This window comes from Haladaptatus sp. R4 (assembly GCF_001625445.1).
GTDB lineage: Archaea > Halobacteriota > Halobacteria > Halobacteriales > Haladaptataceae > Haladaptatus.
The window spans coordinates 73,174-85,520 of record NZ_LWHG01000028.1 but is presented as its reverse complement, the minus strand read 5'-3'; the positions used below and the strand labels follow the sequence as shown (position 1 = coordinate 85,520).

At 61.6% G+C, this 12,347-nt stretch carries 12 protein-coding genes and 1 pseudogene; 6 read left to right on the top strand and 7 right to left on the bottom strand.

The features are described 5' to 3' along the window. The 3 genes from A4G99_RS15425 to A4G99_RS15415 all read right to left on the bottom strand — a co-directional run bounded on the left by A4G99_RS15425 (window position 1) and on the right by A4G99_RS15415 (window position 4,281). Complete coding sequence (locus A4G99_RS15425) at window positions 1–1,458, bottom strand: extracellular solute-binding protein (protein WP_066145499.1); 1,458 nt, start codon at window positions 1,456–1,458, stop codon at window positions 1–3. A 370-nt stretch (window positions 1,459–1,828) separates the two neighbouring features. After that, a complete protein-coding gene (locus A4G99_RS15420; protein ID WP_066145496.1) occupies window positions 1,829–2,815 on the bottom strand; it encodes an aldo/keto reductase in 987 nt (328 codons plus the stop codon). A gap of 56 nt (window positions 2,816–2,871) precedes the next feature. Further along, window positions 2,872–4,281: a DUF6498-containing protein gene (locus A4G99_RS15415; protein ID WP_066145494.1), complete on the bottom strand. Its 1,410-nt coding sequence runs from the start codon at window positions 4,279–4,281 to the stop codon at window positions 2,872–2,874. Window positions 4,282–4,386: 105 nt separating this feature from the next. Between A4G99_RS15415 and A4G99_RS15410 the strand changes: the two genes are divergently transcribed. Beyond that, window positions 4,387–5,184, top strand: coding sequence for a hypothetical protein (locus A4G99_RS15410; protein ID WP_066145491.1), 798 nt, complete (start codon window positions 4,387–4,389; stop codon window positions 5,182–5,184). Here A4G99_RS15410 and trmB read toward each other — a convergent pair. Continuing rightward, complete coding sequence (trmB, locus tag A4G99_RS15405) at window positions 5,181–6,242, bottom strand: HTH-type sugar sensing transcriptional regulator TrmB (protein WP_066145488.1); 1,062 nt, start codon at window positions 6,240–6,242, stop codon at window positions 5,181–5,183. The two genes, A4G99_RS15410 and trmB, sit on opposite strands and share 4 nt — an antisense overlap. 534 nt (window positions 6,243–6,776) lie before the next feature. Next, a pseudogene (locus tag A4G99_RS15400) lies at window positions 6,777–7,522 on the bottom strand (proteasome assembly chaperone family protein). A gap of 111 nt (window positions 7,523–7,633) precedes the next feature. Between A4G99_RS15400 and A4G99_RS15395 the strand changes: the two are divergent. Continuing rightward, complete coding sequence (locus A4G99_RS15395) at window positions 7,634–8,620, top strand: mechanosensitive ion channel family protein (protein WP_066145486.1); 987 nt, start codon at window positions 7,634–7,636, stop codon at window positions 8,618–8,620. Between the two features lies 1 nt (window position 8,621). Here A4G99_RS15395 and A4G99_RS15390 read toward each other — a convergent pair whose 3' ends face one another. Continuing rightward, a complete protein-coding gene (locus A4G99_RS15390; protein ID WP_066145484.1) occupies window positions 8,622–9,020 on the bottom strand; it encodes a universal stress protein in 399 nt (132 codons plus the stop codon). Between the two features lie 66 nt (window positions 9,021–9,086). Beyond that, window positions 9,087–10,442 (bottom strand): bifunctional UDP-sugar hydrolase/5'-nucleotidase, encoded by a 1,356-nt coding sequence (locus A4G99_RS15385; protein WP_066145482.1) that lies wholly within the window; start codon window positions 10,440–10,442, stop codon window positions 9,087–9,089. 82 nt (window positions 10,443–10,524) lie between these two features. Here A4G99_RS15385 and A4G99_RS15380 point away from each other — a divergent pair, with 82 nt between their 5' ends. The 4 genes from A4G99_RS15380 (at window position 10,525) to A4G99_RS15365 (ending at window position 12,346) form a co-directional block, all read left to right on the top strand. Further along, entirely contained in the window at window positions 10,525–10,764 is a 240-nt protein-coding gene (locus A4G99_RS15380; protein ID WP_066146629.1) for a DUF5816 domain-containing protein, read from the top strand. A 42-nt stretch (window positions 10,765–10,806) separates the two neighbouring features. Continuing rightward, window positions 10,807–11,343, top strand: coding sequence for a hypothetical protein (locus A4G99_RS15375; RefSeq protein WP_066145480.1), 537 nt, complete (start codon window positions 10,807–10,809; stop codon window positions 11,341–11,343). Between the two features lie 91 nt (window positions 11,344–11,434). Continuing rightward, a complete protein-coding gene (locus tag A4G99_RS15370) occupies window positions 11,435–11,758 on the top strand; it encodes a hypothetical protein (protein WP_223301915.1) in 324 nt (107 codons plus the stop codon). Window positions 11,759–11,857: 99 nt separating this feature from the next. Further along, a complete protein-coding gene (locus tag A4G99_RS15365) occupies window positions 11,858–12,346 on the top strand; it encodes a DUF309 domain-containing protein (RefSeq protein WP_066145477.1) in 489 nt (162 codons plus the stop codon). Window position 12,347 lies beyond the last annotated feature (1 nt).

Genomic DNA, 12,347 nt, shown 5'->3' with positions numbered 1-12,347 from the left:
TTACTTGTTGTAGTTTTCAATTTGACTCAACTGGCTTTTCAGGGTGGACATCGCGGATTCCGGCGAGGCCTCGTTGGCGTACGCCGCGTGCACCTGTTGAGCGATCTTTCCCGATTCCTGTGGCCAGACCGCCGTGACCGGTCGTGGAACCGCATTCTGTCCGGCGATGCGGAGCTGATTCACGTATCTTCCGATGACGGGAACCTGCTTCGCCTGCTTCGATTTGAGCAGTTGTGGCTCCGGCGGAATCCACCCGAGGATTTGGAACATCTTCAACTTGACCGACGGTTGCATCATCGCCCGAATGACCTCGAAAGTCTGCTTTTGTTTCGGGGTGTTCGGGTTGACGACCATATGCCAGCCACCGAGGGCGGCAGCGGGGCCGCCGGTTCCCTTGTACTTCGCCTCGTCCGGCTTGACGCCGTACGGAATCGGCATGACGCCGAGGTCCTTGCCGAACACGTCGTCCGCCCCGTTGGTGACGATAGCGTACGGCCAGTTGCGGTGTGCGACCGCTTGCTCGTTGGTGAACGGAGCCATCGACGTGTCCTCGGTCCACGAGAGAACGGCCGTCGGGGCGATACCTCCTTCGTAGCCCTGTAACGTCCCCGAACCGCCCGACCCGTGGATGAAGGTCCGAATCATCTTGATGGAATCGAGGACCGGTTTTTCGTCGACGGTCACCGGTCGCTTGCCGATGGGACCGAACAGGTTGTCGTGCGAGCCGAAAAACGACCCGCCCCAGGAAGTCATGAACTCGTTGAAGTCACAGCACGAGAGCCCTTCGTAGATGTTGGCTTGGAACGTGTATCCGTATTTGAGGTCGTTCTGGTCTTTGACCTTCTTGACGACCTTGGAAAACTTCTTCCACGAAATCGAGTTCGTCGCCCAGTCCTCCTCGTCGGGGCTGAACCCTGCCTTCTTCACGAGGTCCTTTCGATACAGCATCGTCGGGAAATCCGGGAAGATCGGTATCGCGTACAGGTCGTCGTCGTTGGATTTCGCCGTTTGGACGCTGGCCTGGAAGTAGTCCTTGTTAACTTTCTTCGTCAGGTCCTCCGGAAGGTTTTCGCTGAGGTTCATCACCTGCCTCCGAGCGATGAACGTCAGCGCCCAACCGCTGTCCATCATCAACATGTCCGGTTCGGCCAGATCCGCCGAGAGCCACCGTTGATACTGGGCCTGACGGACGTCGGTGTTGCTCGAACCGGGAAGGATTTCGACGTGGATATCCTTCGACAGACCAGCTTCGTGAAGCGCATCGTTTATCGGCTTTTGCTGGTCGGCCGCGTCCGAATCGGCGGCAAATTTGACGACGTTGGAGTTGGCCGATTTCCCTTGGCCGATACAGCCAGCGAGACCGACGGCGGTTCCGGAGACTCCGGCGGCCTTTACGAAAGTCCGCCGGGAGACGCCGTCCCGCCGGCGATCTCTATCATGGTCGTTAACACCCACCATACTTTTGTAAGACGGAACTGCCCCATTTATAACTTTGGTGCGATTGACTACAGCCGTTGTTAGATTTTTTATACACGATGTATCACGTTCGTGTTGCTTGTATCTCGAATGACTAAAACTATTTATGGCCGATAATCATCATATATCGTCGAAATTACGTGAAAAAGGGGGACGGTGGGGGGTTCGAACGCCTTCGAAACGTAACACGAGGAGTGGCACTCCCCCGCCTTTATATTCCTATCGTGGTGTTCTTTGGCCATTCCGTAACGGTCATTGGCCATTTCGTGACGGTCATTGGCCATTTCGTGACGGGCACGACCGACGTTCGACCGGTAAAACGGAATCCCATCGGATTTCGACGGGAGAAATATCAGATATTGGCTATCTCGCGGGACCACACCGGCGATTTCGGCGATTCGAGTCGCTCCAGTTCCTCGTCCGAGAGCGAAACGTCGAGCGACGCGACGTTCTCGACCAAATGGTCTTCCGTTCGTGGGCCGATGATGGGCGAATCCACGACGGGCTTGTGGAGCAGCCACGCGAGACTGACCTGCGCGGCCGAGACGCCTTTTTCCTCGGCGATGGCACGAACCTCGTCCAACACGGCCCAGTTCTCGTCGGTGAACCGCTCCTCGGTGTACTCGTCGCTCGTCGCTCGCCCTTCGGTAACGTCCTCGTCACGGTGGTACTTCCCGGTCAGGAACCCGCCACCAAGCGGCGACCACGGGATGACGCCGACGCCTTCCGCGTCACACACGGGCAGGAGGTTCTCCTCCTCGTGGCGGTCCACGAGGTTGTACTCCGGTTGCATGCAGGTAAAGCGCTCGTAGTCCTCGATGTCGCTTCGGTACAGCGCCTTCGTGAACTGCCACCCCGCCATCGTGCTCGCACCGATGTAGCGGACCTTCCCCGTCTCGACGAGGTGGTCGAGCGCCGAGAGCGTCTCATCGATCGGCGTGGTCTCGTCCCAGCGGTGGATCTGATACAGGTCGATGTAGTCCGTTCCGAGTCGGTCGAGGCTGGCCTCCGCTTGATCGAGGATGTGCTTCCGGGAGAGTCCCTGCCCGTTCGGGTACTCCCCCATCCCGCCGAACACCTTCGTGGCGATCACGAGTTCGTCGCGGTTGCGCCCCTCGATGGCCTTGCCGACGATCTCCTCGCTTTCGCCGTGGGAGTAGACGTTCGCAGTGTCGAGGAAGTTGATGCCCAGTTCCAGCGCCCGGTCGATGAGATCGAGGCTGGCCTCCTCGTCGTTCATCATCCACTCGTGTTCGCTCCCGAAGTTCATACAGCCCAGACAGAGCCGCGACACTTCGAGACCCGTGCTCCCCAGTTTCGTGTACTGCATCTCGGTCATCGCTAGCTTTCTACTCCGACTTCGGGTAAAGAACTGTGGGCGAAGTACGTCGGGCGTCAGCAGTTCATCACGGCGACCCAGAGAAGCGCGCCGATAACGACGAAGCAGGGTGCACCGAGGAGGAGCGAAAGGATGACGACGCTCCCGAGCGGAAGGCTTCCGGACGCGATTGCGGCGACGGGAACCGCGAGGAACATCAGGGTGAGTCCAATCGCGGCCACGAACACCGCGCGGTCGGGGTCTTTCTGGTCGGCGTCGGTGGCGGAAAGCCCCAATCCGTCCGCGACGTCGTTGACGCTCCCGAACGGTCCGAGTCGCTCCCGGTGTCGTTCGTTCCCGTCGTGCCAATCGAGCCTGATTACTCCCGTCCCGAGGAGCCGACTCGTCACCTGTCGCGGTATCGAGGACCCATCGAGTTCGTCGAGACCGATCCGCCACTGTGGTTCGTCCAGCCAGTAGTCGTACGCCACGAGTTCGTCGTCGTACCGACGATATTCGACCGTCCCACGAAGCGCGTAGTAACTGAGGGTTTTGCCGAGCACGATGGGGACAATCGAGACGAGTCCGACCGCGACGCCAACCCATCCGAAAACCAGCATCCCGAGTAGGGTGACGAGGATAGCGAGGTAGCCCGCGCGGCTCACCAGTCCCGACAGCCCCGGAACGAGACAACTGGTGAAGACGGCACGGGAGTCGGGACGGAATCGCTCGTCCGGGTTCCCGGACGGTGCCGAGACACTCGACGGCAGGTCGCCCGTATCGAGGGAGAAAAATCGACCGAGCAGTCCGCCGCTGTCCGGTCTCACGTACTCCGACCGGAACCGGTACAGTTCGGTCAGGAGCTTTATCGTGACGATGACGACGACGGCGAAACGACTCGCCGTTCGCGTTCCGGCGGTGTTGGCGACGAACAGCAACATCATGAACACCACCATGTGTCTGGCAGTCGCTTGCTGTGCGATTCGTGGCGAAATCTCGGCGTATCGTTTCTCGCCGAGATACTCTCGCCGAAACTCGATACCGCGTCCGACCGCCATTCCGAATCCGGCAATGACCACCGTCCACAGGACCATTGGCGACAGCGCGCTCCCGACGTCGAGTTGCGCCAGCAGGAACAGTCCCCATGCGAGCCAAACGAACAGCAGGATACCGACCTGCATGACCGCGAAGGGGACATTTCGAACGTACGCGGGCGGTCCGCCCCGCCAAAGGGACTTGCCGCCGCGCTTTTCCAGCAACTCCAACAGGGGAAATCGCAAGCTGGACACCACATCGACCCTCCGAGCGAACAGCGACTTCGGTATCGACCAACAGGCGACGATACCCATCTCGACCCAGTACAGTGCGACGACGGTGGTCGCCGTCCATCCGAAGGAGAACACGCCGACGAGCGGAAACAAATTCACCACGAGGACGGGCAACAACGAGAGTAACCGCCGAACTGCGCTCTGGGCACGCTCGCTCATTCGCTCGGAAACAGTCAATCGTCAGAGATATCAGTTGTGTTCTCCGTCCATCCTCTCGACTCACCTCCCGAACCTTCAAACGCCCCGCGTTCGAACCCCTCGTCAATGTTGGACGAACTTCGAAATCCGGAGTACACGGGTGAGAATCGGTGTTGGCCGTGCACCGTGCTCAATGCTATCATTCTTCTTTCCGCGTGCGCGGGCGTGACCAAGTTGTATCCCGGAACGCGAACACGCCGCCTCGGTGTCGCCTCGGCCGTCGGCATCGTCGGCGGAGCGGCAATCGCCCTCCGAGGCTATCTGGTCCCCGGAACGCCCCAAATCGCGCCGAAGCTCGCCGCCCGACTCTCGCCGAAGCCACAGCCACCGGCCGAGACGGGGTCGCTGGCCGGTGAACCCGACGAGGACGTCGGCGAGCGCGCGCTCTCCGCGCTCCTCGATGCGGACATCGTTCACGCCGTCGGCGAGAGTCTCCATCTGGGCGAAGGGTTCCGCACCGACTGGCGCGACGAGATGACGGCCCTCCGGTCAGGTAACCTCGGGGCGGCCGTCCGAAACGCATCGCCGTCGCTCGTCACGACCGAAAGCGTCAACGACGACGAATACATCGTCGTCACGACCGAAGGGGACGAGATAGAGAACGAACGGTGGCTCTCCCGTCCGGTCGCGATAGCGGAAGTCGCGGCGACGCGGGCGCTCGACGAGTACGACATCGACTCGGACGTTCGGGTGCAATCAGCCTCGGCGCTCCGCGCGTTCCTGAACGACTGCCCGGTGTGTGACGCACCGCTCGAAGTGACGAGCGCAGACAACTGCTGTGGCAGCGGAACTTCGAGTCCCCTCGCCCCGCCGGACGAGGTGTTGGCCTGTCCGGACTGCGACCAGCGCGTGTTTACGTTCTAACGTTCGTACTCCGGCGGTTCGTCCGTCCCGATCCGGATTTCGTGCGCCTCGATGTCCTCAAGCGCGGCGACCTGCCCACCCACGGTGACGACGCCGCTCTCCGTCTCGACGGACATCCCGGCGACGCGTTCGCCGCCTTCGAAGGAGAGGCCGACGACTTTTCCGCGGACGACACGGTCGTGACCGGATTCGATGTCCCGCCCCTTGATGGTCGCGTAAAAGTCGCCTTCCAATCCCTGAATTTCCTTGACACACCGACGGATGGACGCGTAGCGTCGCGGGAACGTTCGGCTCTCGGCGTCCTCCGAGAGGGTTCGTTCGGCCGTCGTCCAGAGGACCGTCCCGAAGAACCCGGACACGAGGAATCCCAGCGCCGAGCGGTTGAAGATGACGCCGTAGCGGTCGCGGTCGTCGCGCAGGGCGTCCTGCGTGGCGTACATCGAGTACTCCCCGTCGGCGACCGCGATGACGGGCGTCGTGATACCACGGCGGGCACGAACGGTCGTCGCCACGGCACTGTAGTCGTACTCCTCCGGGTCGCGCGCTTCGGACGCGGGCGTGATGAGCAACTCGATGCTCACCCCGTCGTCGATTTCGGCTTTCAGGTCGTCCTCGAACCGGTCGAGGAGGTCGGGCGTCAGCGACAGCGCGAGTTCGTACTCCGCGGATTCGATGACGTCTTCGAGGTAGCGCAGGATGGTCGAACGCGATTTGACCAGCGAGACGGCTTCGGTGTCCCGCGCCGGTGCCGTGTAGCGGTCTTCGAGTTCGGTTATCATGTCGCTGAGCGACGATTGGACGTCGGAGAAGGCTTCCTCGGGGTCGATGGCGATGACCTTCATCGGCCGGGATTCACGAAGTTCGACCAGTCCCCGGTCGCTCAAACTTCGGACGGTGTCGTACACCCGCGGTTGCGGGATGTCGGTGTGTTCCGCGATTTCGCTCGCGGTCAGTCGTCCGTGTTCGAGTACCGTGAGGTACGCATCGATTTCGTACTCCCCCAAGCTGAACCGTTCTCCGACTCGTTCGAGGGTCAGATAGAGGTCGTCGGAGCTCATTATGAAACGAAAAACTACGGAGGATTATAGAACCCCAGCTTTTGCTGCGGGAGCGCGGCAGAGCCGCGCTCCCTAGCAAAACCTGGACCAAAAGCACTCCTCCTTCATTTCGATGGCCGACGCGCGGTGTGCGTCGGCCATCTCCATTCAGTCGTCGGCCCGGAAAATCTCCGATTTTCGGAAGTGATGCTGGTCTCCGCAGTTGTGTCACCAGTTGATTTGAGTGGTCGTTTCGACTGCGGGCTTCTGGCGGTTGTGTCGATTGCTGACTTTGGTGTTTGTGTCATCTGCCTATCGCTCCCGGTGGCGCTTGTCCAGCTTTCATGACCAGCGAAGCGATAGGCTGGCTCGTCCGTTCAGCGCCCAAGCAACATCTCCCGGGAGCGAAGCGAGCGGGCCAAGGAACCCCCGACGGCGTAGGAAGACGAGCGTCAGCGAGTCTTCCTGCGACGGAAGCGGGGTGACGCAGGTTTTTGGTCCAGATTTTGCCAGGGAGCGCGGCGGTGCCGCGCTCCCGCAGCAAAAGGTGGGTCCTTACATATACATCCGGTCGTCCGGGCGTTCGGCCTCGCCCGCCGACTCGACGCGTTCGGCGAGTTCGGCGTAGTACTCGCCGACTTCGTCCGCGAAGGATTCGAGCGGTTCGGTATCGATCGAGAGGTCGTACACGTCGCTGACGGCGTCGATGAGGCGAAGGGCGGCCTCCACGTCCGGGGTTTGGGCGTGGACGGGGGTCACGAACACGCCGGTCGCGAGCGTCGAATCGAGGCCGCGGGCGACGAGCGTGGCCTTGACGCCGTCGAGGAAGCCACGGCCCATGCCGGGGAGTCCCGTGCCTTCGAGGTGTTCGGCGTGGTAATCCGGGGTGGCGATGTAGAAGACGCGGTGCTCGTCGGGACCGTGAGGGACCGGGATGCCGGAGAGGATGCCTATCTCCTCGACGTCGTGTTCCGCGGTCCAGTCGAGGATCGCGCTGGCGAACGGATCGGCAGCCCAGACCGGGACGAACAGTTCGCCGACGAGGATGGTCACGTCGAGGTCGGGACGGGAGAACAGGCGCGTGTGGTGTCGGGGACGCCGTTCTCGAACGGCGTGATCGCGGGCAACTGTTCGGCGGTGACGTGGCCCGTCTCTTCGAGGCCGAGTTGCTCGACGAGATAGTTTGCGGCGGTCAGTCCGGCGAGGCCGAACTCGGAAAATCCGGCGAGGAGCGTGCCGCTCGGCTCTTCGTTGTGGCTTATTTCGAACGAGGCGCGCGGCCGAGGTGTTTCTGAAGCCATACCTTCGAATCGGCGTGCCATGACTTAGTTTCCGTCGCTATCGCTCCCGTTCTCGACACGTGTGCCGGGGAAATGAGGGGGTTTTACTTGGTCGGGTGAGACGGGAGCATCATGCCGACGTTCGGAAAGGTGGTGAACGATATCTCCGACTTGTTCGGAAAGGTCGGTGCGCACGAAGTTGCAACGAACGTCTCCGTCAACGACGTCGTTCTCGCCATCCTGTTCCTCCTGCTCGGTTGGTACGTCTCGCAGTTGGTCGTCAGCCTCGTCGGGCGGCAGGTTGCCCGCCGCTTCCGCAGGCCGAGTATCACGAAGACGGTCCTCCGCGGAATCCGGGGCGTCATCCTGTTTCTCGCGGTCGGCACCGCCGCGGCGCAGGTCGGGTTGGGTGCGTCGAACATCCTGCTCTCGGTGACGGTGTTCTCCGCCACGGTGGGTCTCGTCCTCGCGCCGATCATCGGGAGCGTCATCAACGGGTTGTTCCTGCTGGCCGACCAGCCGTACGAAATCGGCGACCTCATCGAACTGGTCGATACCAACACGCCGGAAGGGGGAACTCGGGGCTACGTCGAGGACATCACGCTCCGATACACGAAGATATTCACGCTCGAAAATACGTTCCTCGTCATCCCGAACGCGACGATGCGCGAGCGCGACGTGGTGAACTACTCCGCCGAGGACACCCGCTCCCGGCTATCGCTCCAACTCCAAGTCACCTACGAGGGGGACCTCGACGAGGCGCGAGCCATCATGGAGCGGGCGGCCCGCGACACGCCGGAGGTGGTGGCGTCTGGACCCGACATCCGCATCGGAAGCGCGCGCTATCCGAGCGACCCCGTCGCACAGGTACGGGACTTTGCGAATCACGGCGTCCTGCTCGAACTCCGCTACTGGGTGAAAGACCCGTACAACATGCTCCGGGTTCGGTCACACATCATGGAACGAATCTGGGAGGAACTCAAGGACGCCGACGTGGAAATCGCCTACCCCCACTCGCACCTCGTCTTCGACGACACGAGCGGCGTCGCCCGCGTCTCGATGGAATCCGACCGGGAACGAACCGAAACGCCGTCAGCCGTCGAATTCGACGAACGCTGACTTAACCGACCGTAATCAGTTCGCAGTCCACCTTTTCGCGGAGGAAGGTCTCGATGTTCGGATCGTCCACCAGTCGGCGAATCGCCCGCCGCCAGCGTCCGACCTGTTTGCGGCCGATGACGACGATGTCGGCACGCGTCGCGGCGATTTCGTCGAGAATCGTCTCCTCCACCAGAAACCCGTCCCGAACGACGTATCTCGCGTTGGTGACGCGACCGAACGCCTTTTCGACGGTTCGTTTCAAATCGGTTCGCGTCACGTCGCTTCCGCGGTGATAGAGGTTGACGTGTAAGACGGTGAGGTCCGCACCGTATTCCTCGGCCACACGAAGCGCCTCCGAGAGCGTTCGACGCGAGTGTTCCGTCAGCGGGTATCGGACTGGAACGAGGACGCGGGTCATGTGGTGTCGAAAGCGACCCACCGGGGAGAAGTTTACTATCCGTTCGTGACGGTCCTCGGCCGGGGTCTATCGACGCGCGATACGACCCTCTATCTCCGGTTCGATGCCGAACCGGCGGGCGTAGTCGGCCAACACTTCGTACTGGAGCTTTCCGGTTTCGATGCGGTGTTCCTCCCGGAGCGCCGGAAATTCCCGGTCGCTCTGGAGGAGGTACTCGGTCGTTGCGAGGGTGTAGGTGACATCCTCCAACAGGGCTTCCCCGCCGATGGTCGCCGATTCGACCGCCCGTTCGGCCTGGTTCCAGACGAGTTCGACGCCGCTGAGATGGCCGTGCCACCAGTCGTGTTCGGCGAAACCGATGGTCGGGTCGTAGGCCTGTCGAAGCACGTCGAGAAGCTCCGCTCCCGTGAGTTCCGCGACGGCCACCCGTTCCTGAAACGGGAGCACGCTCACGAGGTCGCCGACCGTTACCTCACCCGAAAGGGGTTCGCCTTCGCGGATGCCGCCGCTGTTTTGCAGGCCGACCGCCGCATCGGTCGCCCAGCGGTACGCGTCGGCGACGAAGTTTCCGATCCTGCTCTCGCCCCGGAACGTCGTGGTTTCGGTTCGCTCGATGGGGGTGGAGACGGTGGCGACGACGGAATCGAGTCCGGAACCCCCCTTCTGTTCTGCCATCATCGTGGCCACGTCCTCGTCTCGGGGGGCGTCCGCAACGCGGTGGCGGTTGACGGACGGTTCGTCGTCCAGTTCGATGGAGAAGAGGACGTGGCCGTTGACGCCGGGACGGGTGACGAGCGTTCCGTTCACCTGTTCGATTCGTTCGGAGTGAACGTGCCCCCCGAGAATCACGTCCACGTCGACGGCGGCGGCGAGTTCCTCGTCATACCGCCCGAGGTGGGAGAGTGCGACGACGTAATCGACGCCTTCGTCACGGAGATGGGAGACGGTCGCTTCCGCGGCCTCGATCGGGTCGGTGAACTCCAGTCCCTCCGTATTCGGATTGATCGAGGTCGTCTCGGGCGTCGTCACGCCGAAGAATCCGACCCGCGTCCCGTCGATTTCCCGAACGGCGTACTGCGCGGTTCCAGCACCGGCGGCGAATCGGTTGTCGCCGTCGCGTATGTTGGCGGTGAGCCACGTCTGGGGGGATCGCCAAACGAGTTCACGCGTTCGGTCGATCCCGTAATCGAAGTCGTGGTTTCCGAACGTCTCGAAATCGGGGGAGATAGCGTCGAAGAACGAGAGTGCCTGTTTCCCCTCGGTGACGAGGGAGAGAACGCCGGGTGCGGTGTTGTCCCCGGTCCCGACGACGAGCGTCCGTTGGTCCCGATTCGCGTTGATACACCCCGCGAGTCGGCCAACCCGGTCCGGGTCATCGTAGACGTTCTCGATGTCCGAGTAGTGGAGGATACGGAGAGCCATTGGCGAGGTGTTTCAGGGGGAAGACAAGATTCCTTCGATATGTTCAACACTCCTAAATCGCTGGACCCTCAACGGGAGAATGATGAATACAGCGACGACCAGGGACGACGAAACCGTCTACATCGACGAGTCGGAGGGGACTCGCGGATCGAAGGGACCCTTCTTCGTCGTCTATCGCTCGCCCGATTTCGACCGCCGATACGGCTACTTCTGTGGTCACTGTGAGACGCTCGACAACGCGATGGATTCGATGGGTCGAATCGAGTGCAATCGGTGTGGCAACCTCCGAAAAGCGACCGAGTGGGACGCGGCGCACGAATAGATCGGCCGGATTCTTTAGGGGCCATGCGGCGTGAGCGTTAGTATGGCTTCGACTGACGAGGAACTGGTCGAGGAGTTGGAAAGCCAGCGCCAAACCATCATGCTGGACGGTGCGTTGCGGTTGGTCGAGGAACATCACCGAGACACCGGTGCGGGCGTCGAGCGCGAACTGTTCGAGGAGTATCTGGACACGATGACGTTTCGATACGAGGGCTTTTCCTCCTCGGTGGACGAGGCGCTGGTCAGCGAGGATTCCTGGCACGGGGGCGGCCACATTTACGAACTCCCGGGGAATCGAATCAGCTACTATCCGCCGCGATGGCACGACGAACTCCGTGACACGTCCGACCTGCGCGAGTACCTCCGAGTGATGGAAACGGACGCGATGGAGACCGAAGGAGGCGACCGCGAAGCCGTCACGGACGACGGCGTGCTGATGGACATGCTGTTGGACGCGGCGGTCGCCATCGGGGGTATGGACCGGGAGGACGCACGCAGCCAAATCGAGACCCTCAAAACCGACGGAGAGGTACGTGTCTATCCCGAACAACACGCAAACCCGTGGGTTCAACGAATCTAGTGGCCATTCGTTTCGATATTTTGAACGAATCCTTACAGTTGTTCGAATCCGCAAGAACATTTATTACGGTCCCTGCGGTAGGTCTATACGGATGGCCCCTGTTAGCACACCACCGACCAAGGAGGCCAGGTCGATTTTCAACCGCCTCGGATACGAGGTTCTGGACGACGGAGACGAATTTCGCGCCAGACGAAAGTGGCGCGAAGTACGCGTTTCCGCCCTCGCAGATTCCGGGGAGATGCCGACATATGGGACGCTTCGATGTTTCGTGACGTGGGCAGAGAACGCGACGCAACTGCGCAAACGGATTCGGGATTCGAATCCCGATTACGAGTGGGCAGTCATCGCGGTAGACGAGAGCGGGGACTACGAAGTCGCCCGGGCACCGCCGAGCAAAGCGGTGGTGGCTCAGTAGGGGTATCGGATTGAAACGGCCCGTCGCGGGCACGATTTTGTCTTTTTCGTGGCTCAGTAGCCACAGTAAACACGATGGAACCCCAACGACGGATCACGAATGGACGAACACACACGTGACCCGACCGCGGCACCGCCGTTGCCAGGCGAGTCACCGACCGGATGGCTCGCCGAGCGGAACCGGTGGGAGCACGGTACCCTCCGAACGGCGGTGATTCACGGTGTTCGACTGTTCAACGCCGGGGAGTTCCACGCAAGCCACGACAGTTTCGAGGACGAGTGGTACAACTACGGCAACGGGTCGGTCGAGAGCGCGTTCCTCCACGGAATGGTGCAGGTCGCGGCGGGCGCGTACAAACACTTCGACTTCGAGAATAGCGACGGGATGCGTTCGCTCTTCGAGACGGCGTTACAGTACCTCCACGGCGTGCCGGACGACTTCTACGGCGTGGACGTGGCCGACGTGCGCGCGACGATGAAAGAGGCGCTCTCGGACCCGAGCGTTCTTCACGGGTGGAGAATCAGGTTGGACGACGAACGACCGACAGCGGACGAGGATGATCACGGCGAGACGGACCGTTTCGAATGAA